Genomic DNA, 21216 nt, shown 5'->3' with positions numbered 1-21216 from the left:
ATTCCGTTAGAAAAAGATGCAATGGAATAGATTCCGCAGACAGCAGGTGGCATAGCCGTAAATCCTGCCGAGGATGACTTTGTATGTATCAATAGGCATATAATGTCCCTCGCAGACCTGCGGGGGACTTTTTCGTTCGGCAAAAGAAAGCAGTTCCCATGCGGAAGGAAACGACAGAAAGGAGGATGTACAATGCCGAGTCAAAAAGTATTAGAAAACAAAAAGGCGATTGTTGCACAGCTGACAGAGAGATTCCAGAACGCTCAGGCGGGGGTTCTGGCGGATTACAGAGGTCTTACGGTTGCACAGGATACCGCTTTGCGTGCCAAAATGAGAGAGGCAGGCGTAGAGTATACGGTGCTTAAAAACAACCTGACCCGGTTTGCGGCAAATGCGGCAGGCCTAAGTGAACTTGACGAGATTCTGCATGGCCCGACGGCAGTGGCAACCAGCACAGACGACGTGGTGGCGCCCGCTAAGGTTCTGGTAGAATTCGCCAAGGAAAACGAAGCCCTGGAACTCAAGGGCGGTTTTGTAAACGGAAAGGTAATTTCCCTGGATGAGGTTAAGGTTTATGCCGCAATTCCGTCCAAGGAAGTGCTCATTTCCAAGATGCTGGGCTCTTTGCAGTCACCCATTAGCAAGCTGGCAAGAACCCTGCAGGCTATCGTAGACGAAGAAGCAACCCCGGGTAAGGCTGCTGCAGAGGCTGCGCCCGCCGAGGAAGCACCCGCTGCTGAGGCCGCTCCGGCTGAAGAAGCACCGGCTGCCGCTCCGGCTGAAGAAGCACCGGCTGCCGCTCCGGCTGAAGAAGCACCGGCTGCCGCTCCGGCTGAGGAAGCACCGGCTGCCGCTCCCGCTGAGGAAGCACCGGCTGCCGCTCCCGCTGAGGAAGCGCCCGCCGCTGAATAATCTGTGGTATAGACGCCGCTGAGCAGATGCTGAAAAGATAGCATTCCTTGCGGCAAGAACACCGCCGTTGCGGCCAAAAACAGGTTTTGGCTTAGGAAACGGCAAATCAACTTTTGAATAGAAAAAATTATATAATGGAGGATTTTAAAATGGCTGACGTAACAAAGATTCTTGATGAAATCAAAGAACTGACCCTGCTGGAAGTAAATGATCTGGTAAAGGCTTTGGAAGAAGAATTCGGCGTATCCGCTGCCGCTCCGGTTATGGTAGCCGGTGCAGCTGCTGGCGCTGCCGCTGAAGAAGAAAAGAGCGAGTTTGATGTTGTACTGGCAAGTGCTGGTGCACAGAAGATCAAGGTTATCAAAGTGGTAAGAGAGATCACCGGCCTGGGCCTGGCAGAAGCAAAGGCTCTGGTAGACGGCGCTCCCAAGACCGTAAAGGAAGCTGCTGCAAAGGACGAAGCAGAAGAGATCAAGTCCAAGCTGGAAGAGGTTGGCGCATCTGTAGAACTGAAATAATTTCATCCGGGGTCTCCCGGAAGAAAAGAACGGTTTATAGAATGCCGCACCTTGCAGAAAAAGCGAAAATTGCATAATTCTGTATGAGAGCCCTCGGCGTGTACCTATGTGCGCGCCGGGGGCTTTTTGTTTTGCGGGAAAGAAAATCCATTTTAACAAAAAGTGTTGTCTCGTTTTTCCTGCAAGGTGCGGCCACCGGCCCGGCATAAGCTTATGCGGGATTGTCCCTTGCCCTGCGGCTGCGGGCTGAAATCTCGCCTTTTCTGATACGTTTGCTCGGCGTTTGGTGAAGCGTTTGCGCTTCTGGGCAAATTTTTTTCAAAAAGGGGTTTCTTTTTTTTCATTTCTGTGTTATAATATAGTAGCATAATATTATCCTGCTGGCAGTGTACCCATTTACAAACCAAGGGCGGCCGGCGGTAAAAGAGTGATGTACCATGAAAGAACATGTAGTATCCGGAATTAAAAAATTGGCAGTGATGCTGATTGCCAGTGTCATGCTGCTGGGCATTGTGCCGGTGGGGCTGGTTTCCCGACCGGCCACAGTCAGCGCGGAAGGGGAGTTTCTGCGCCTTTCGCCCGCGGCGGAGACTTTTGTCTCCTCCAAGCCGGAAGAGCGGACGCTTTCCGGCAGTCAGATCGCGCCCGGCATCGTCATTACGGGCGGCAGTTATGATGCCTACTATAAATTTGATCTGCGGAATCTGCTGGATAAGGATCCGGAGGAGATTCATGATGCCCGGCTGCGGCTGGGGATCGTCAATGCCGGCGGCGAACCGGAAACGGTAGTGCGGCTGTGGCTGATGCCGGAAGTAAACTGGAATGAAAATATGAATTATACCTCCCGGCCGTCGGAGGTGGGAGAGATTAAGCTTTGCGAAACGGCGGTCAATACACAAAATAATGAAATTCCGCTGGAAGCGGATCTGACCGAGTACCTGAAAAAATGGGTAGAAGACGGCAGAGAGTTTGTAGCTTTGCATCTGGATATTCTGTCGCCTTCCGTTACCATATCCTTTGCGGGAAGCGGCTATGAAGACCCGGCGTACCGTCCGGGCCTGAAAGTGGTGACCGGTTCTGCCCAGGATCCGGATCTGCCGGTGCTGTCCAAATCGGAACTTACGGCGGCAGAAACTTGGGGCAGTACGGTTCCTTATGACTGCCTGGCAGCGGGCGGCGGCGCAGAAACCTATCTGCGGTTCCGGTTCCAAAAAGAGAATATTAAGGGTGCGGTTTACCTGGCACAGCTGCAGCTTCAGATGCTTTCGGCAGAGGAAGGAGCGGAGTTTGCGGTGTATCAGGTTCTGGGAGAAAATACAGAAACGGCGGAAAATGCGCCGGGACAGAAGGAACTTCTGCTTTATAGTACGTCTATGCCGGATGCCGGACGCCTGCGCAGTATCGACCTGACTGATATCGTAAACGATACCCTAAGCCGGGGAGAAGAGGAGCTGGTTCTGCGGCTTGCCGGCGGCGGAAGCGGCCAGACGGTGTTTGCCGGCGGAGAAGATGCGCCCCGCCTTGCTATGCGGGTATCCGATGATTACCGGGTGCAGGCGGCGGTGGAAGCGTCGGTACATATGTTGGGTGAAAATACCGATCCGGAGGCAGTGACCTCTGCCCTTTCAGATGGATATACGGCGCCGGACGGCGTGTACGCGGAAATCCGCTGGACTGCGGAGGATGCGGAAACCGGTGAAAATGTTTTCGATGTGCTGGAGGCGGACGGAACGGTCAATCGTCCACGGTGGTTTGAGCCGGCGGAGCGGATCAAAGCAACCGGCCGGATCGTGTCCGGAAGCTGTGTCCGGGAACGGGCGTTTTATCTGACGATTTTGCCGGAGGAGGCTCCGAATTATACCGGAGAGAGTTTTGACAGCTGTGTTTATCCAGGGCTTGCGGAGAGTGAAGTACAGCAGCGGTTTGAATCGGAAAATTGTCAGGCCCGCAGCCGGTGGGTCGGGACCAAGAACTTTGCGTACCGGACGCTGGATCAAGACGGTATGATGGTGCTGAACCTGGCCTGTGACAGCGAAAAACAGAATTACCTGACGGTAAAGATCTGGATGGATGACGGTGCGGCGGAAACATTGGCTATGCAGAATCTTGCCGGTTCGGACAGCGATTGGATTGTATTGAGCGGTTCCGGCCAGACGCCGGAGACAGACGGCGGTTTTCTGTACCGGACCTATCCATTGCCCGAGGAAATGACGCGGGGCAAAGAATTTGTCAGTTTGGGCCTGCGGCTGGCGCCGGAGGCGGAAGCAGACACTCAGGTAAATATTTACGGCGCGTATCTTACCCAGTCCCCTTATTTTGACCCGCTGGCTTTTGCCCAGCAGGGCGAAGAAGTTGCGGGGAAGGAGCCGATTACCGACACGGCGTTTTATAAGTTTTTGGAACGGCTGTATCTGGTGACCCGCCAGCCGGTGCTGGAGCTGTGGGAGCAGACCCAGAGCAGTGAAGTGGTAGCTGGACCAGAGCCGGCGGATGAAAAAGCCGTATTCGGACCAGAGCCGGCGGGAAATACACAGACGGGCGCAAGCGGCCTGGACAATGCCGCAGCGGTGCAAAACAGTGCGGCGGCGCAGCAGACACAAACGGCGGCCGGCACTGGAGCAGAAACAGCGGCCGGCGCTGAAGCAGAAACAGCGGCCGGTGTGCAAAAAGAATATATGCCAAAGAGCTATACATGGGTGGATGAGGATACCCATACGGTTTTGTTCCGCAGCGGAGGGGATCAAATTGCGGTATCCATGCCCCGGGACGGGAAGCTCGCCCAGGTGCGCCGTAACGGCGCCTATTACGATACCTACAGCGAGGTGGATGCGGAAGATCATGAAAACGGCATTACCACGGTTCATTATGGCAAATATGAGATTTTGCTGAACCGGACCGGCACGGGGGCGGCTCGAATCCCTGTACAGGGACTGGAGGGTATCTACCAGGATTTGGTAAGCGGCGAGTATTACAGCTTTTTAGGCCCCGGCGCTTTGGCAGACGATAGTGTTCTGCCGGAGGGCACACAGCTTAAAAATGGCAAAACCGCCGTACTCGAACCCGGAAACGCCATGATTTTGGAGTTTTTGGCAGAGCCGCTTTATACTTCGGACTGGCGGGTCAGCGCGGTGAACGGCGTTTCCGTATCCCGGATAGAATTTGCCGCAGAAACGCCCATACAGTCGGTTTCCGTTAAGAATGTAGGGAGAATATCGGCGGAAACAGAAGATTTACAGATTATCTGTGCGGTTTACGAACGGGGGATTTTGGCCGGCGCGGCACGGCAGGAGACGGCGGCGGTGGCCGGACAGGGAGAATATACGGTTTCTTTTGCAGATGCCGGACTTTCCATTCGCCCCGGACAGACGATGAAAATATTTATAGAGCCTTCGGACGGGACGGCGGGCGCTATGACGCCTAAGCTAGAGCTTCCCTGATGGAGAGTATACATAGAGAGGATTTCGAGTTATGGCTTTTTGCAGAAAATGCGGACAGGAGATTCCGGATGGAATGCGGTACTGCACAGCCTGCGGTACGGATTCCCAGTCCGGAGAAACTTACGGCGGCGGTCAGAACAGCTGGCCTTTTGAGATGCGGGACGAAACATGGGCGTTTCACCCGGAGGATATCCGCCGGAATAAGGGTTATGCGGTGCTGGCCTATTTGGGGATATTGGTACTGGTGCCGATTTTGGGGGCAAAACATTCCGCGTTTGCCCGGTTTCACGCAGGGCAGGGGCTGCTTTTGCTGATCATCGGCGTTGCCAAATCACTGTTTTTCAGGATTTTGCAGGCAGTGCTTGATACCACCATTTTCGGAATTTTAGAGCCGGCCTTTGCGGCAGTCAGCGGCATTTTGTCTTTGCTGCTCCTGGCGGGAATGGTTTTTGGAATTGTTTGCGTCGTACAGGGTAAGGCAAAAGAATTGCCGATCATCGGCCGCTGGCGTCTGCTGAAATAGAATACACAAAAGGGACCGCTGCAAGTGAGAAAAACTCATCTGCGGCAGCCCCTTTTGTATATATTATAAGGATTAAAGAATGGAGACAATACCATAGGCTGTAAAGCGCCTTGTTCAAAACGCCGGCACTCTTTTCATCCTATTTTTTTAGACGCGACCAAAAAGAAAAAAGTTCCCTGAAAAACAGGATTTTCATGAAAATTTAAGATTTCCCTAAAAGGTGTATATTTTTCCTGAAAACCGTATAAGATGAATATGAATAATCCATGAATATTCGCCGCGGAATATTGACAAAATTCTTGTTTTTGATATATAATTGTGATATTATGTAGAATTATATGCCGGCGCAGGGAAACGCCGGCTTGTTTGGGAGTAAGGGAAAGAAAAAAGAAAGGCCGGTTTTGAAAATGAGTATGCGTTATAAAATTGTGGCAATGGCAGTTACCTGCTTTTTGGTGATTTGTTTTACCGTGCTGGGCGTGATTGCGGCAAAGAGGATCTCTTCTCAGCCGCTGGGCAGCCAGGTGGCCATTGAGGAATTGGACAAAGAGGACAGCAGGGTTGGAATGGTGAATTTTTTGATTATCGGCGTGGATGAGGACGGCCTGCGCAGTGATACGATTATGCTGGTGTCCTATGACGGGTATTCTGACCGGCTGAATATTTTGTCTTTGCCCCGGGATACCCAGGTGGTAATGAACGGGTATAAGCAAAAGCTCAATGCCGCCATCGGCGTGGGCGCTCAAAACGTGAAAAACGGTAAGGATCAGGAACCGGAGGAAGAGCTGATCCGTCAGGTCAAAGCGCTTACCGGCCTGCCGGTACACTATTTTATGACGGTGGATTTTGACGGTTTTATCGAGATTATCGATGCCCTGGGCGGCGTGGACTTTAATGTTCCCTATAATATGAATTATGACGATCCGGCACAGGATCTGCATATCCATCTCAAGAAAGGTCCCCAGCATCTTGACGGCCAGCAGGCGCACGATTTTGTGCGGTTCCGGCATAATACGGATAATTCTGCCCCCGGCGAATATGCCATGGGCGACGAGGGCCGGATTTACTGGCAGCAGCGGTTTTTAAAGGAGCTTTTGCTTCAGAAAGCCAAACCCCAGTATTTTGCCAATATTACGGATGTGTTTGATGTGATTACCCGAAACGTGCGGACCAATTATACCGTACAGGACCTGTTGATGCATATTGATGAGATGCAGAATTTTGATTTCAGCAATATTGGGATGTATGAACTGCCTGGTGAGGCCAAATATATGGATGAATTGTGGTGGTATATTTATGATGGGGACAAAACATCAGCCCTCATTCAAGAGGTATTCCTGCCCCGGAGCGCGGAGCAGTGGGCCCAGGAGCAGGCGGCGGCCGAGGATGCCGGAGCAGAAGGGACGGACGGTACCGCCGCCGCAGGCGGGACAAGCAGTACAAGCGGAACGGGAAGTACGGCAAAGCCTTCGGTAACTGTGGCGCCGGCGCCTGAGGGTACCGCCAAAAGCCAGAGTGCCCGCACAGCTTCTCCGGTTCGATGACAAGAAGGACAAATGATGACGGCGCCCGGTTTTGGGGTGCAGGGCTCCCGAAAAAGTACGGCTGGCGGCCGGGCTTTTGGGAGCTTTTTTGCAATAAGAGAACAGCATGCTGAAAAAAAGGAGGATTTTTATGAAACGAAATATACTATGTGTCCTGCTTTCTGCGGGACTTTGCCTGTGGGGGCTTACGCCCGCCGCACAGGAACAGGAAATTACGGTAACGGTGGATGGTGCACCGGTGGTGTTTGCCGACCAGCAGCCGGTGATGGAAGCAGACCGGATTTTGATTCCGATACGGGGCGTGTTTGAGGCTATGGGAGCAGAGGTCACCTATCTGCCCGCCCAGGACGGCCTGCCGGAGCGGGCGCTGGCGGAAAAGGACGGGACAGCCATTGTATTTCAGATTGACGGTACTGCGGTGTCCGTAACGGAAAACGGGGAGAACCGGACCGAATATCTGGATGTTCCCGCCCGGCTCATGAACGACAGAACCATGATCCCTCTGCGGTTTTTGGCGGAGACACTGGGATATACGGTGGACTGGATCGAGGAGGAAAACCGGGCGGAAATCACCGCACCGGACAGCGGAGAGACACCGGACAGCGAAGAGACGCCGGACAGCGGAGAAGCCATACAAAACAGCGGCCGGGTGGCTCTTGGGCAGTATAACGGTATGGCAATCGCCGCAGACGGCAGTGTCTATGCCTGGGGGGACGGCGAATACGGTCAGCTGGGCGGCGTAGAGCGTGCGGAAGAACCGGTTTTGCTCTCCGGCCTCAGCGGCGCGGTGGCCGCGGCCTGCGGACGGCGGAGTATGTATGTGTTAAAGAGCGATGGTACGGTTTGGAGCTGGGGTTATAACGGCGCCGGCGAGCTGGGCCGGAAAACGGAAGGGGAAGCGGACCCGGTACCCGGGCAGGTAGAAGGGCTTTCGGGTATTACGGCAGTATCTGCCGGGGAGAATTTTGCCCTGGCCCTCAGCAAAGACGGCAAGGTTTATAGCTGGGGAGATAACCGAAGCGGGCAGCTTGGGCTTTCGGATACCGAAAACCGCCAAACGCCCCAGGAGATTACCGCCATCAGCGGCAGGGTGATTTCCCTAAGTGCCGGAAGCGCACACGGGGCGGCGGTGACCTCGGATCAGACCGTATGGCTGTGGGGGTCCAACAGTGATGGCCAGCTGGCAAAGCCAAAAGGGGTCAAGCAGGAAGAGACGCCTTTCCGGCTTAGCAGTATCAGCAGGATTACGGCAGTGTCTGCCGGGGAGATGCAAACCCTTGCCCTGCGTACGGACGGCAGTGTGTATATGTGGGGTACAACCTATATTGGTCTGCCTAAGGAGGAGACCGGTGAGACGGAAGAAACGGAAACACCGTCTGCGGAAGGAGAGAGCGGCGAGGAAGAAGCTGTGGTGGTGAAGCAGATCGATGAAGAAGGCTATTACCGTTATGATGAACCTCTGCGGATGCGCTATATCTATTATGATATGGAATGGGAAGAAGACCGGATCCAAATTTTAATTGATGCGGCACAGATCAGTGCCGGCGGTGCACAGAGTGCGGCGCTGGTGGATGGAAAGCTGTATGTCTGGGGTGACAGTCCCTTGATGCCTTATCGTCTCAAAGATCAGAACTGGCGGTATTATGCCCAGGAGTATACCGGTCTTGACGGACTTTCGGCGGTATATGCCGGCAGAGAGAAAGAGGTATATATGCTGCAGGACAGCGGACAGCTGTGGCGGCTGGACAGCAGCGGCAAAACCCAGATCATGGATCTGGGTACGATATAAGGTGTATGGCTTTGTCCTTACCGCAAGGGATTGTGTACTAAAAAATATACGGAAAAAACTGCACAAAATTTATGAAAAATTTTAAAAAAAATCATGAAAATCACCAAGGGTAAACCTGTGGAAAAAACAGGCGGATCCCTTGACAAATGCGGAATTTTGGGATAAAATAATACGGTTCGCAGTATGCGGAAAAGGAGGAGAAGCATCCCATGGAGGATCTGAGAGCGGCGCATAAGGCCGTTGGTCTTAAGCAGTCGAAAAAGGCGGTGCTTGCCGGGCGTGCGCAAAAGGCGTATGCGGCAGCGGACGCAGATCCGTGGGTGATCGAACCTTTTGTAGAGCTGTGCAAGGAACACGGCGTAGAGCTGGTGTATGCCGAAAGCATGAAGGCGCTGGGACGTGCCTGTCATGTAGAGGTGCCTACGGCTTGTGCGGTTTTGCTTTTTAGCTGCGAGGAAAACAGGTAAAAGCGCTTTGGCGTTTTTATAGATAATTTATATGCATGGAGGTGAACATATTGCCAACATTTAACCAATTGGTCAGAAAAGGAAGAGCAACGGTAGAGAAGAAGTCAACGGCGCCGGCTTTGCTGACGGGTATGAATACCATCAAGAAAAGACCGACCGACCAGGCATCGCCCCAGAAGCGCGGTGTTTGTACTTCTGTTAGAACCATGACGCCTAAAAAGCCGAATTCGGCACTGCGTAAGGTTGCCAGAGTTAAGCTTACCAACGGAATCGAGGTTTCGGCGTACATTCCCGGAATCGGCCACAATTTGCAGGAGCACAGCGTGGTTATGATCCGTGGCGGCCGTGTTAAGGACCTTCCTGGTGTGCGTTACCACATCATCCGCGGTACGCTGGATACGTCCGGTGTGGACAAGCGGCTGCAGGGTAGATCCAAGTACGGCGCAAAACGCCCGAAATAATCCGTGCTTTGTAAACTGACACAATGAAATGTAAGTGCATATATGTTCATGATATAAATGGCTTTATATGCACGGCAGCGGGGAAACCCGTTGAGTACCTTAATGGTGAATAAACCTGAAGAAGGAGGGGAAGAGAAGTGCCAAGAAGAGGTCATATTGCCCGCCGTGACGTGCTGCCTGATCCTGTTTATAACAGCAAGACGGTAACACGTTTGATCAACAACATCATGTTGGACGGCAAAAAGGGTGTAGCTCAGAAAATCGTTTATGATGCGTTCGAGATGATCAAGGAAAAGACCGGCAAGGATCCGGTGGAGGTTTTTGAGGACGCAATGAACCAGGTTATGCCGGTACTGGAAGTCAAAGCCCGCCGTGTCGGCGGTGCCAACTACCAGGTGCCGATTGAGGTGAGAGCGGAGCGCCGGGAGACTTTGGGTCTGCGCTGGATCACCATGTTTGCAAGAAAGCGTTCTGAGAGAACCATGGCGGAGCGTCTTGCAAACGAATTGATGGATGCTACCAACAGCACCGGCGGTGCCTTCAAGAAAAAGGAAGACACCCACAAGATGGCAGAAGCGAACAAGGCGTTTGCCCACTATCGCTGGTAAGCCGAATACCAAAGCGGATTTTGCTTTGTAATACGCCGGAAAACTCCTGCGGATTGCCGCAGGTTTTTTCGGGGTGAGAGAAAAATCAGGACTGCCCGGCATGGACCGGGGGCCCGCGAAAGGAGAAACTTATGGGAAGAGCGTTTTCGCTGGAGAAAACCAGAAATATAGGCATCATGGCGCATATTGATGCTGGTAAGACAACCACCACGGAACGTATCCTGTTTTATACCGGACGTGTGCATAAGATCGGCGAAACCCACGAGGGTGCGGCTACCATGGACTGGATGGAGCAGGAGCAGGAACGCGGTATTACCATTACCTCCGCTGCAACCACAGCACAGTGGAAGAACCACCGTATCAATATTATTGATACCCCGGGACACGTGGACTTTACCGTAGAGGTGGAGCGTTCTTTGCGTGTACTGGACGGCAGTGTTACGGTGCTCTGTGCAAAGGGCGGCGTTGAGCCTCAGTCTGAGACCGTATGGCGTCAGGCGGATAAATACCAGGTTCCGAGAATGGTATATGTCAATAAAATGGATATCATGGGCGCTGATTTTTACAATGTAATACAGATGATGAAAGACCGCTTAAAGTGTAATGCGGTACCGATTCAGCTGCCTATCGGCGCAGAGGATGAGTTTAAGGGCCTGATCGACCTGATCGAGATGAAAGCATATGTTTATTACGATCAGCTGGGTCAGGACGAGAGACAGGAAGAGATTCCGGAGGATATGAAAGAAAAGGCAGAGGAGTACCGTCAGGCACTGCTGGAGTCGGTGGCAGAAACCGACGAAGCATTGATGGAGAAATTCTTTGAAGACGGCGATTTGTCTGTTGCGGATATCAAGAAGGCGATTCGTAAGGCTACCATAGCAAACGAAATGGTACCGGTACTGTGCGGATCTTCTTACCGGAATAAGGGCGTACAGAACATGCTGGATGCGGTAGTTGACTTTATGCCATCCCCGCTTGACGTACCGCCCATCAAGGGAATTATCCCCAGAACCGAAGAAGAAGCCGTGCGGCATTCTTCTGACGATGAGCCCTTTGCGGCTTTGGCATTTAAGATTGCTACCGACCCGTTTGTAGGAAAGCTGTGTTTCTTCCGTGTGTATTCCGGAACCCTGCACAGCGGTTCTCACGTATACAATTCCGTAAAGGATAATAAAGAAAGAATCGGGCGTATTCTGCAGATGCACGCAAACCACAGAGAAGATATTGAAGTGGTATATGCAGGTGACATCGCGGCGGCGGTTGGTTTGAAGAACACCACCACCGGTGATACCCTGTGTGATGAGAAGGCGCCGATTATCCTTGAGTCTATGGAGTTCCCGGAGCCGGTTATCCGTGTTGCTATCGAGCCAAAGACCAAGGCCGGCCAGGAGAAGATGGGTATTGCCCTGTCCAAGCTGGCAGAAGAAGACCCAACCTTTAAGACCTATACAGACGAAGAGACCGGACAGACCATCATTGCCGGTATGGGCGAGCTGCATCTTGAAATCATCGTAGACCGTCTGCTCCGTGAGTTTAAGGTAGAGGCAAACGTGGGTAATCCCCAGGTATCCTACCGTGAGACCATTCGGACGGCGTCCCACGTGAACCACAAGTACGCAAGACAGTCCGGTGGTAAAGGTCAGTACGGACACGTTGTTTTGGATATCGAGCCTTTGGAGCCGGGCAGCGGCTATGTGTTTGAGAACAAGATTGTCGGCGGTGCGATTCCGAAGGAATATATCCCGGCGGTTGACGCCGGTATCCAGGGCGCAATGCAGACCGGTGTGCTTGCGGGCTATCCGGTAGTTGACGTAAAATGTACCCTGGTAGACGGTTCTTATCACGAAGTGGACTCTTCAGAAATGGCATTTAAGATTGCCGCTTCCATGGCCTTTAAGGAAGGCTGCAAAAAGGGTAACCCGGTTATCTTGGAGCCGATCATGAAGGTAGTTGTTAACGTACCGGAGGATTACATGGGCGACGTAATCGGAGATCTGAATTCCCGCCGCGGCCAGATCCAGGGTATGGAGGCAAGAACGGGCGCGCAGGAGATTACGGCAATGGTTCCGCTGTCTGAGATGTTCGGATATGCGACAGAGCTTCGTTCCAGAACCCAGGGCCGTGGCCAGTATTCCATGGAGCCCAGTCACTTTGAAGAACTGCCAAAGAGCATTGCGGAAAAGATCATCAAAGAGAGAACCAAGACGGAAGACTGATTTCCCTGCCGAATGCAGAGGTTTTTAGTCGATGCAAAAAAATAATTTCAAAAGAAATTTTAAAATTTTAAAAAAAACTATTGAAATTATGATAAAAGAATAGTAGAATAGACGTATACTATTTTGTTAAAATGATAAATTTTCTATAATTCCAATTGTAGGAGGAAAGTAAAATGGCAAAGGAAAAATTCGAAAGAAGCAAACCCCATGTCAACATTGGTACCATTGGCCACGTTGACCATGGTAAGACTACCCTGACCGCGGCAATCACCAAGGTTTTGGCAATGGAAGGTAAAGCGCAGTACGAAGCCTATGATATGATCGATAAGGCTCCGGAGGAGAGAGAAAGAGGTATCACGATCTCCACTGCACACGTTGAGTATGAGACGGCAAACCGTCACTATGCACACGTTGACTGCCCGGGACATGCTGACTACGTAAAGAACATGATCACCGGTGCTGCTCAGATGGACGGTGCAATTCTGGTTGTATCCGCTGCAGATGGTCCTATGCCCCAGACCCGTGAGCACATTCTGCTCTCCCGTCAGGTTGGCGTACCGTATATCGTTGTATTCATGAACAAGGTTGACCAGGTAGACGATCCGGAACTGCTGGAGCTGGTTGAGATGGAAATCAGAGACCTGCTGACCGAGTATGAGTTCCCGGGCGACGACACCCCGATTGTAAAGGGTTCTGCTCTGCAGGTACTGGAGAGCGACTCTACCGATCCTAATGCTCCTGAGTACGCTTGCATTCATGAGCTGATGGATGCTGTTGACAGCTACATCCCGACTCCGGAAAGAAAGAGCGATCAGCCGTTCCTGATGCCGATCGAGGATATCTTCTCCATTACCGGTCGTGGTACCGTTGCTACCGGTAGAGTTGAGAGAGGCCGTCTGAACATGTCTGACGAAGTTGAAATCGTTGGTCTGTCCGATGAAACCAGAAAAGTGGTTGTAACCGGTATCGAAATGTTCAGAAAGCTGCTTGACTACGCAGAAGCTGGTGATAACATCGGTGCTCTGCTGCGTGGTGTTGCACGTGACGAGATCGAAAGAGGTCAGGTTCTGGCTAAGCCGGGTACCATTACCCCGCACACCCAGTTCAAGGGCGAAGTATACGTTCTGACCAAAGAAGAAGGTGGCCGTCATACCCCGTTCTTCACCAACTACAGACCGCAGTTCTATTTCAGAACAACGGACGTAACCGGTGTTGTTAATCTGCCGGAGGGTGTAGAAATGTGTATGCCTGGTGATAACATCACCATGACCGTGGAACTGACCACCACCATCGCTATCGAGGAAGGTCTGCGTTTTGCTATCCGTGAGGGCGGCAGAACCGTTGGTTCCGGCGTTGTTACCGAAATCATTAAATAAGTTTTGTAGTTTCAAAAGACCTGTGTGCTGAGGCACACAGGTCTTTTTTTTGTGTGGGTCAACGCCGGAACGACAGAAGGACAATTTTTGGGAAAGAGGAGGAATGACGGAGCGCAGGAGTTTTCGGCGGTTTTTGCCGAAACGACAACAGCGAAGTCCATAGGCGCCCGGTTTTTGGGCGCAGGGCTCCCGCAAAGAAGCGCACGCGCTTCACCACTGCCGAACAAGTTTGCGGAAAAGACAAAGTTTCTGCTCGCAGCCGCAGGGCAAAGCGCAAGCAGCGAACTTTATTGGCGCCCGGTTTTTGGGCGCAGGGCTCCCGCAAAGAAGCGCACGCGCTTCACCACTGCCGAACAAGTTTGCGGAAAAGACAAAGTTTCTGCCCGCCGCCGCAGGGTTGATGGAAAATTCTATCCTTGGTATGCGCACGCGCTTCACCACTGCCGAGCAAGTTTGCGGAAAAGACAAAGTTTCTGCCCGCAGCCGCAGGGCAAAGCACAAGCAGCGAACTTTATTGGCGCCCGGTTTTTGGGCGCAGGGCTCCCGCAAAGAAGCGCACGCGCTTCACCACTGCCGAACAAGTTTGCGGAAAAGACAAAGTTTCTGCTCGCAGCCGCAGGGTTGATGGAAAATTCTATCCTTGGTATGCGCACGCGCTTCACCACTGCCGAACAAGTTTGCAGCAAAGATAAAGTTTCTGCCCGCAGCCGCAGGGCAAAGCACAAGCAGCGAACTTTATTGGCGCCCGGTTTTTGGGCGCAGGGTTCCCGCAAAAGCGGAGCTTTTGTGGGAAAGAGGAGGAGCAAGGAAGCGGACGCAGTTTTGTCGTTTTTCGACAAAACGGAGTTGAGCAAACTTTATTGGCGCCCGGTTTTTGGGCGCAAAGGGCTCCCGAAAAGTGACGGCCGGTGGCCGCAATTTTTGGGAAAGAGGAGGAATGACGGAGCGCAGGAGATTTCGGCGGTTTTTGCCGAAACGACGACAGCGAAGTCCATAGGCGCCCGGTTTTTGGGCGCAGGGTTCCCGCAAAAGCGGAGCTTTTGTGGGAAAGAGGAGGAGCAAGGAAGCGGACGCAGTTTTGTCGTTTTTCGACAAAACGGAGTTGAGCGAACTTTGCTCCGACGATGTGGCATGTTACGTCAATATGTTTTGTGATACAATGCGCCTGCATTTGACAGAGAGTACCAATTCAGGTTCTTTTTGTCATACATTACATTCCGCCGCAGGCGGGAGAGGAGGATTTCCATGTTTAATTTCACAACAGGCACACGGAATAGACAGCGTGTGCTGCCCACCCAGCCGGGAACGGGTGAAAATGGTGCGGCTTCTGGTATCCAAGGCCGTGCCGGGGCATATCCCGCATCCGGCAGAGGGGCTTTGCCGCAAACCGCCGAGCAGGGACAAATACCGGGGCAAAGCGGTATGCAAAACCAGATGCAGGGGCAAAGCGGTATGCAGGGACAGGTCCCGGGTCAGAATCTGGCGCAAAGCCGCTATATCGACCAGCGCATTGACGAAATCGAGGCGCAAAGACAGGCGTTTGCCCGTCAGAATCCCAATTTTGATATGCGCGCCGAAATGGAGAACCCGGCTTTTGTCAACTATGTCTGGGGAAACGGCTTGTCCATTGAAGACGCCTATTTCCTGGTGCACCGTGAGGAACTGCTGGAACAGGCGGGTATGGAAGCGGTACAGGAGATGTTGGAGCGCAGAAACCGGATCAGCGAAAACGGCGCGGCAAAGAACCGTCCGGCCATTGCCAGAAAGAACCCCAAAGACCTGTCCGACAAAGAAGTGGACGACATTATCGAGCGGGCGCGCAGAGGGGAGAAAATCTCCTTTTAGTCCTAAGGGCAAAGGCGTTTTTTCTGATTAAAAAAGAAGGAGGATATGAGGATGAATTATTTAAATACCCAAACCACAACCACCAATCAGCCGGGCAATCAGCTGACCCCGGAGATGAAAACCTATTATGACCGGGCGCTGATCCGGTTTGCCAGCCCCAAACTGGTACATGCCCAGTTCGGCCAGCAAAAGCCGATTCCGGCAGGAAGCGGAAAGACCATTGAATTTCGCAGATTCAGTCCCCTGCCGAAAGCCATGACGCCGCTGACTGAAGGCGTGACGCCGAAGGGCAATACCTTAAACGTGACCACAGTGGAATCCACCGTGGAGCAGTACGGTGACTATGTGACCATGTCCGATATGCTGACCCTTTCTGCGGTGGATTCGGTCATCAGCGAAACCCAGAATGTGCTGGGCGATCAGGCCGGTAGAACCCTTGACACAGTAATCCGGGAAAAAATCAATGCCGGAACCAACGTCCAGTACGGCAACGGTAAGGCGGACAGAAATGTTTTGGTAGGCGGCCAGCCAAACTACGAGGACAACGACTATCTGTCGGTAGCGGCGGTCAAGCGTGCGGTTGCCACCTTGAAGCGAAACAATGCCGCTCCCTTTAAGGACGGCTGTTATGTGGCCATCATCCACCCGGATGTTGCCAACGACCTGACCAACGATCCGGAATGGAAAGCGGTTAAGCAGAACGTGGATCCGCAGGATTGGTACAAGGGCGCCATTGGTAAGATCCATGGGGTGGTCTTTGTGGAATCCACCGAGGCAAAGATCTTCCGCGCAGGTACCCTGCGGGATCCCGAGAAGCTGACCAAGGGGGATCCAGAGGTTCTGACCGTAGCAGGGGTGGCCGAAAAGGTGATTACCCTGCGTGAGGAATTGACCGAGGACGATGTGACTTACCTCTCCGGCAAAAAACTGCAGATTAACGGTTTTGATTATTCAGTTTCTTCTGCCAAGGCAGGAGCGGCTGGCGCGGCTACCATTACCATTGCAGAAACGCCGGACGCATCGGTCACGCCGGATACCATCATCTATCCCGCAGGCGCAGGGGCGGACGGCAGGGATATCTATTCTACTCTGTTCATTGGCCAGAACGCCTATGGTGTGACCTCCATATCCGGCGGCGGTCTGCAGACCATTCTCAAGCAAAAGGGCAGTGCTGGTACCGGCGACCCGCTGGATCAGCGCTCTACGGTGGGCTGGAAAGCCACCCAGACTGCAGAAATCCTTTCGCCGGAGTTCATGGTGCGTGTGGAAACCACCTGCAGCTATTAATGGTTTATCTGCAAAAGGGCGGAAATCCGCCCTTTGCAGGAGAAAAGGAGGGGTAAACAATGCCAAGAAAAGCAAACAGTCAGGAAAACCGGGAGGCTTTTTATAAAGAGCTGGTGCCGGTTATGCTGCTGAAAGACAACAGCCGCTATAAAGACGACGTGACCGTCACGGTCAACGGCGTCAATTATCAAATCCAGCGTGGGGTAACGGTGATGGTGCCCCGGTGTGTTGCGCTGGTTTTGGAACGCAGCCGCCGGCAGGAGCTTGCTGCCCAGGCGTATGTGGAAAGCCTGAAAAGGTAGGTGATCAGCATGGAATTGCGCAAGGTGATGGAAGTGGCAGACGCACTTTGTCCCAATCCCTATACCATGGAGGAAAAGCTGCGATGGTGCGATGAGGTGTCGGCGGGGATTCGCCGGGAGATCAAAAAGATCTATGACACCATTGAAACCACCGTGACCCAGCCGGGGGAACTGACTCTGCCGGAGGACATCAGCTTTGAGGATATTGAGGTAGCCTATCTGGACGGAAAACCCATGGATAAGGTGGATTTTCGGAGCTTTGCCCAGGGGGAGCTGTGGAAACAGCAGCAGACGCCGGTGCATTTAAAACTGGTATTCCTCACCCGGCACCAGCCGGTGCGGTGCATCAAGCTGACCGGAACCTTTGATGTGGGCGAGAACTTTATCAAAATGGACCAGCCGCCCTTTTATCCGGGTGACTGTATCGAGTGGGTAGAGATGGAGGATCTTGCGGCAGAGCCGGATTGGACCCAGGCAAACAGATGCTATGTGATAGATCTGGTGTATGACGGCCTTATGGTAGAGGACGGCGCGTTTTCGCCCCAGACCGGGGCAAAGCTGGCAATGCGCCGGGTGATTGATGACCTGACCGAGATCGACGAGCTGCCCTATGACAATATGTATGTCGAATACCTGCTGGCCAAAATGGCGCTGTATCAGCATGACTATACCGGCTACAGCGCCCACATGACCCAGTATAATACCTTGTACGAGGGCTTGCGCCGGGATTATAAAAACCGGTCGCCCCTTAACGAGGTGTCCCGGTTTCATAAATACTGGCAGGATTAGAAGGAGGAATGGCATATGCTTCTGCCGCCTTTTGGGGCAAAAGAGAACAAAAACGTCCGGATCTTGCGGTTTGGCGGTCTGGATCAAAGAGAAAAGGCGGGGGCGGAAAGCCTCTTTGCGGCGGAGAACCTGAGCGCCGACGCCTATCCGGCGCTGACCCTTTGCAAATCCCGGCGCAGGGCGGCGGAGGATACCGGCATTACGGCGGTTTGCGCTCCGGAGTATTCCGATGCCCCCCTTACCGCCTTCACCGGGGTGAAGAACAACCGGTTTTATTACCAGGGGAAAATGGCAGAAGGGACAGCCCTTTCTGCCGGAGAAAAGTCCATTGCGGATTTTAACGGGAAAATCTGTATTTTTCCGGATAAGGTGTATTATGATTATCTGCCTGACCCGGAAACCGGGGAGGTAGACAACAGTTTAAAAAGCATGGAAAAGACCCTGACCGTCACCGGGGTCAGCTTTTACGGCTCGCAAAATTCCCTGACCGGTGTCTGCACGGCATATTTAAGTAAATCCAATGCGGGTTTTGACCGGTTTCAGCCGGGGGAGAGTATTATTATTAGCGGTTGTAAAAAAACCGAAAATAATGTCTGTCAAATAGAGGGCCGAAAGGACATGGCTTCTGAGACCGCCATTGTCAGTGCGGTGGTAGAAAGCGCGGCGGCGGGAAAGTTAGAGCTTTTGCTGTTTAACCGCCGGGGGGAGCGCACCGCCTTTGCCAGTACCACAGAATCCGGGGAGATTACCATCGGGGTATCCATTCCGTCCATGGACCATGTTTGTGTCCATAACAACCGGCTTTGGGGTACGGCCGCAAACGGGGAGTATGTGTATGCCTCCAAATTGGGGGACTGCTTTAACTTCAACTCCTTCCAGGGATTGGGAGACGACAGTTGGTACAGCGCCATCGGCACCCCCGGCACATTTACGGGGATTTGCAGCTACCGCACGGCGGTGGTGGCGTTTAAGAGGGATTGCATCCACCATGTATACGGTGACGCGCCTCAGAATTTTTCCATTCCCAAACAGACCATGGGCGGCTGTATCGACGGAAGAAGCATCACGGAGCTGGGCGGTGTGCTGTATTATTTGTCAGCCGCAGGCTTTTATGGATACAGCGGCGGAGAGCCGTATTTTGTCAGCCCTCAGCTGACGGCGGCCTATGTTTCCTGTGCGGCGGGCACGGACGGAAAGCGGTATTACGCCGCGGCGTATCAGGCGGACGGAAGCTGTGATGTCCTGGTCTATGACCCGGCGTATCAGACCTGGCATAGAGAGGACAATACTGCCTTTTTGGGCTTTGTCCGGCACGGGGGCAGGCTGTATGCCGCCGCCGAAAACGGGCTGTATGAGCTTTGTGCCGGAGAGGAACCGGAAAGCTTCTCCTTTACCACCCAGAATTTGACCTATGACACCATGGAGCATAAGGGGCTTAACTGTGTGTGGCTGCGGATGAAGGCAAAGACAGACACCCAGGTGAGAATCAGCGTTTCCCGGGATGGCGGCCCCTTTGCGGTTTGTGCCGAATATTTGCAAACGCCCGGGCTGGGGGTCAGACGGGTGCCGGTTCGGTTCGGGGCCTGTGACAGCTTTCAAATTCAGGTCAGCGGATACGGCCGGGCGGTATTTTATGATCTGGAACTGATTACACATCAGGGAGGGAAAACCTATGGAATATGAAACAACTTTTAAGAAAAAAACAAACACGTCCTCCCGCAATGCGGAGGTTCCGGTGCGGCAGGACGGCCAGGTGGGAATTCGGGCAACCCTGAATAATATGGGGTTTTCCAATGACAGCATCGGCTATGATGATGCAAGTGGCTATGTGACTTTGAACGGACGTTCTTTCATGAAGCCGGGCTACTTGGATGATGAGGCCGGTGTATCTTATGCCAATGCCGGAGATATTCAAAAAAGCGTAATCAATTTTTACCGCAATACCAGCAATCCGGTAGTGCGGGTCAGCGACGCCTATGCCGGGGCGGCAGGGCAGTACGGCCTGTCGGCAGATGCCCTGACCTATGGCAATGGCACGGTGTCCATCGGCGGCACACCTCTTGATATTTTGTATATTGATGGGGAAGGCAAGGCCTGGGCATGGCAGAATGACGTGCAAAACGCAGTAGATGCCTATGCCAATCAGACCGGAGTGCAAACGCCTATGGATCTGGCGGACGAGTATGCCCGCCGGTATCTGTCCGGGGCAAAAAATCTTGCAGACCGGTTAAGCCGTATGGAGGATTTCAGTTATGACCCGGACACCGACCCGGTTTTTCAGGCCTACCAGCAAAAGTATCGGTTAGAGGGGGATCGTGCCAGCCGAAATGCGGTGGCGTCCTATGCGTCTCTCACCGGAGGGTACGGCAATTCGGCAGCGGCGACTGCGGCGGCGCAGGCCGGGCAGTATTATGCAAAACAGCTGACCGATACCATACCTACCCTGGCACAGCAGGCCTATGACCGGTATATCGAAAAGTACCAGACCGACTTAAGCCTGCTTGACCAGATGGTGGATCTGTACGATACCGCCTATGAGAACGCGGCTTCTGCCAACGACCGCCAGCGGGAGAACGCCAACACATCCGCCAAGAGCAATGTGGAGCGGGATCAGGCCAGTTATGAACGTAACCTCCGTGACTGGGAAAAAGAATGGGAGGAGCGGCAGAACTGGCAGGCATTTGACCAGGCGGGTCGTGACAGCTATTGGAACGAGGTGTTTAACACCCAGGCGGTTACGCAAAATAATTATCAAAATGAGGGACTTCGGCTTGACAACGTACAGAAGCAGATTTACCAGCAGTATTATGAACAGCTTTTGCGTGCGGAATTAGCCGGCAGTCAGCTTGACAACCAGCTGACCCAGGAACAGATTAAAAAGCTGTATATGCAAAACCTTTTGGGACTGTATTAAAAAAGGGGCTGTCACAAGTGCAAAAGCACAAGGGACAGCCTCTTACAGAATGTTATTTTTTCGCTTCATGTGTTTTTTGGCAGACACAGCTGCCGGAACAGCCGCTGCATCCCCCGCAGCAGCCGCCCTTTTTCTTCTTTTTCCAGAGGGAATAGAGAATGCCAAGGACGGCGGCGGCCAAAAGAACAGAGAGGACAATGGTTGCAAACATAGGGTAAAACCACCTTT

The 21216-nt window shown here is 52.9% G+C and carries 19 protein-coding genes and 1 other annotated feature; of the genes, 18 read left to right on the top strand and 1 reads right to left on the bottom strand.

The window, feature by feature from the left end; translation table 11 throughout:
• Positions 1 to 15: 15 nt before the first annotated feature.
• Positions 16 to 143: a sequence feature (ribosomal protein L10 leader region), on the top strand.
• A gap of 49 nt (positions 144 to 192) precedes the next feature.
• The 18 genes from rplJ (at position 193) to INF28_RS05340 (ending at position 20988) form a co-directional block, all read left to right on the top strand.
• Positions 193 to 912 (top strand): 50S ribosomal protein L10, encoded by a 720-nt coding sequence (gene rplJ / locus INF28_RS05425; RefSeq protein ID WP_318961725.1) that lies wholly within the window; start codon positions 193 to 195, stop codon positions 910 to 912.
• A gap of 149 nt (positions 913 to 1061) precedes the next feature.
• Positions 1062 to 1430 (top strand): 50S ribosomal protein L7/L12, encoded by a 369-nt coding sequence (gene rplL, locus INF28_RS05420; protein ID WP_226392449.1) that lies wholly within the window; start codon positions 1062 to 1064, stop codon positions 1428 to 1430.
• Positions 1431 to 1867: 437 nt separating this feature from the next.
• Positions 1868 to 4867, top strand: a complete 3000-nt coding sequence (locus tag INF28_RS05415; protein ID WP_226392448.1) for a DNRLRE domain-containing protein — start codon at positions 1868 to 1870, stop codon at positions 4865 to 4867.
• Positions 4868 to 4898: 31 nt separating this feature from the next.
• Entirely contained in the window at positions 4899 to 5390 is a 492-nt protein-coding gene (locus tag INF28_RS05410) for a zinc ribbon domain-containing protein (RefSeq protein ID WP_226392447.1), read from the top strand.
• 413 nt (positions 5391 to 5803) lie between these two features.
• A complete protein-coding gene (locus tag INF28_RS05405) occupies positions 5804 to 6934 on the top strand; it encodes an LCP family protein (RefSeq protein ID WP_226392446.1) in 1131 nt (376 codons plus the stop codon).
• A gap of 130 nt (positions 6935 to 7064) precedes the next feature.
• Positions 7065 to 8723: an RCC1 domain-containing protein gene (locus INF28_RS05400; protein ID WP_226392445.1), complete on the top strand. Its 1659-nt coding sequence runs from the start codon at positions 7065 to 7067 to the stop codon at positions 8721 to 8723.
• A gap of 209 nt (positions 8724 to 8932) precedes the next feature.
• Positions 8933 to 9190, top strand: coding sequence for a ribosomal L7Ae/L30e/S12e/Gadd45 family protein (locus INF28_RS05395; protein WP_226392444.1), 258 nt, complete (start codon positions 8933 to 8935; stop codon positions 9188 to 9190).
• A gap of 50 nt (positions 9191 to 9240) precedes the next feature.
• Positions 9241 to 9651, top strand: a complete 411-nt coding sequence (gene rpsL, locus INF28_RS05390) for a 30S ribosomal protein S12 (RefSeq protein ID WP_226392443.1) — start codon at positions 9241 to 9243, stop codon at positions 9649 to 9651.
• Between the two features lie 137 nt (positions 9652 to 9788).
• Positions 9789 to 10259, top strand: a complete 471-nt coding sequence (gene rpsG, locus INF28_RS05385) for a 30S ribosomal protein S7 (protein WP_226392442.1) — start codon at positions 9789 to 9791, stop codon at positions 10257 to 10259.
• A 131-nt stretch (positions 10260 to 10390) separates the two neighbouring features.
• Entirely contained in the window at positions 10391 to 12475 is a 2085-nt protein-coding gene (gene fusA, locus INF28_RS05380; protein WP_226392441.1) for an elongation factor G, read from the top strand.
• Positions 12476 to 12648: 173 nt separating this feature from the next.
• A complete protein-coding gene (gene tuf / locus INF28_RS05375) occupies positions 12649 to 13851 on the top strand; it encodes an elongation factor Tu (protein ID WP_226392440.1) in 1203 nt (400 codons plus the stop codon).
• A gap of 87 nt (positions 13852 to 13938) precedes the next feature.
• On the top strand, positions 13939 to 15006 hold the full coding sequence (locus INF28_RS05370; protein ID WP_226392439.1) for a hypothetical protein: 1068 nt from the start codon (positions 13939 to 13941) through the stop codon (positions 15004 to 15006).
• 90 nt (positions 15007 to 15096) lie between these two features.
• Entirely contained in the window at positions 15097 to 15696 is a 600-nt protein-coding gene (locus INF28_RS05365; RefSeq protein WP_226392438.1) for a hypothetical protein, read from the top strand.
• A gap of 51 nt (positions 15697 to 15747) precedes the next feature.
• Positions 15748 to 16983, top strand: coding sequence for a N4-gp56 family major capsid protein (locus INF28_RS05360; RefSeq protein WP_226392437.1), 1236 nt, complete (start codon positions 15748 to 15750; stop codon positions 16981 to 16983).
• Positions 16984 to 17042: 59 nt separating this feature from the next.
• Positions 17043 to 17285 (top strand): hypothetical protein, encoded by a 243-nt coding sequence (locus tag INF28_RS05355; RefSeq protein ID WP_226392436.1) that lies wholly within the window; start codon positions 17043 to 17045, stop codon positions 17283 to 17285.
• A 9-nt stretch (positions 17286 to 17294) separates the two neighbouring features.
• Positions 17295 to 18074, top strand: a complete 780-nt coding sequence (locus INF28_RS05350; protein WP_226392435.1) for a hypothetical protein — start codon at positions 17295 to 17297, stop codon at positions 18072 to 18074.
• Between the two features lie 15 nt (positions 18075 to 18089).
• Entirely contained in the window at positions 18090 to 19757 is a 1668-nt protein-coding gene (locus INF28_RS05345) for a hypothetical protein (protein ID WP_226392434.1), read from the top strand.
• Complete coding sequence (locus INF28_RS05340) at positions 19747 to 20988, top strand: hypothetical protein (protein WP_226392433.1); 1242 nt, start codon at positions 19747 to 19749, stop codon at positions 20986 to 20988. The genes INF28_RS05345 and INF28_RS05340 overlap by 11 nt, the downstream gene beginning before the upstream one ends.
• 52 nt (positions 20989 to 21040) lie before the next feature.
• Here the strand turns inward: INF28_RS05340 and INF28_RS05335 are convergent, their stop codons facing one another.
• Positions 21041 to 21199, bottom strand: a complete 159-nt coding sequence (locus tag INF28_RS05335) for a FeoB-associated Cys-rich membrane protein (protein ID WP_226392432.1) — start codon at positions 21197 to 21199, stop codon at positions 21041 to 21043.
• Between the last annotated feature and the right edge of the window lie 17 nt (positions 21200 to 21216).

The sequence above is a fragment of the Ructibacterium gallinarum genome, assembly GCF_014982785.1.
In the GTDB taxonomy this organism is placed as follows: Bacteria; Bacillota; Clostridia; order Monoglobales; family Monoglobaceae; genus Ructibacterium; species Ructibacterium gallinarum.
The sequence above is the reverse complement of the archived record's forward strand: the minus strand, read 5'-3'. Positions and strand labels throughout refer to the sequence as shown.

Bases quoted from the DNA above. Each gene is read 5' to 3' on its own strand.
- INF28_RS05395 (WP_226392444.1), top strand. From the start codon at position 8,933: ATGGAGGATCTGAGAGCGGCGCATAAGGCCGTTGGTCTTAAGCAGTCG.
- INF28_RS05335 (WP_226392432.1), bottom strand. From the start codon at position 21,199: ATGTTTGCAACCATTGTCCTCTCTGTTCTTTTGGCCGCCGCCGTCCTT.
- INF28_RS05360 (WP_226392437.1), top strand. From the start codon at position 15,748: ATGAATTATTTAAATACCCAAACCACAACCACCAATCAGCCGGGCAAT.
- tuf (WP_226392440.1), top strand. From the start codon at position 12,649: ATGGCAAAGGAAAAATTCGAAAGAAGCAAACCCCATGTCAACATTGGT.
- INF28_RS05410 (WP_226392447.1), top strand. From the start codon at position 4,899: ATGGCTTTTTGCAGAAAATGCGGACAGGAGATTCCGGATGGAATGCGG.
- INF28_RS05415 (WP_226392448.1), top strand. From the start codon at position 1,868: ATGAAAGAACATGTAGTATCCGGAATTAAAAAATTGGCAGTGATGCTG.
- fusA (WP_226392441.1), top strand. From the start codon at position 10,391: ATGGGAAGAGCGTTTTCGCTGGAGAAAACCAGAAATATAGGCATCATG.
- INF28_RS05365 (WP_226392438.1), top strand. From the start codon at position 15,097: ATGTTTAATTTCACAACAGGCACACGGAATAGACAGCGTGTGCTGCCC.
- INF28_RS05405 (WP_226392446.1), top strand. From the start codon at position 5,804: ATGCGTTATAAAATTGTGGCAATGGCAGTTACCTGCTTTTTGGTGATT.
- rplJ (WP_318961725.1), top strand. From the start codon at position 193: ATGCCGAGTCAAAAAGTATTAGAAAACAAAAAGGCGATTGTTGCACAG.
- INF28_RS05400 (WP_226392445.1), top strand. From the start codon at position 7,065: ATGAAACGAAATATACTATGTGTCCTGCTTTCTGCGGGACTTTGCCTG.
- INF28_RS05355 (WP_226392436.1), top strand. From the start codon at position 17,043: ATGCCAAGAAAAGCAAACAGTCAGGAAAACCGGGAGGCTTTTTATAAA.
- INF28_RS05340 (WP_226392433.1), top strand. From the start codon at position 19,747: ATGGAATATGAAACAACTTTTAAGAAAAAAACAAACACGTCCTCCCGC.
- rplL (WP_226392449.1), top strand. From the start codon at position 1,062: ATGGCTGACGTAACAAAGATTCTTGATGAAATCAAAGAACTGACCCTG.
- INF28_RS05350 (WP_226392435.1), top strand. From the start codon at position 17,295: ATGGAATTGCGCAAGGTGATGGAAGTGGCAGACGCACTTTGTCCCAAT.
- INF28_RS05345 (WP_226392434.1), top strand. From the start codon at position 18,090: ATGCTTCTGCCGCCTTTTGGGGCAAAAGAGAACAAAAACGTCCGGATC.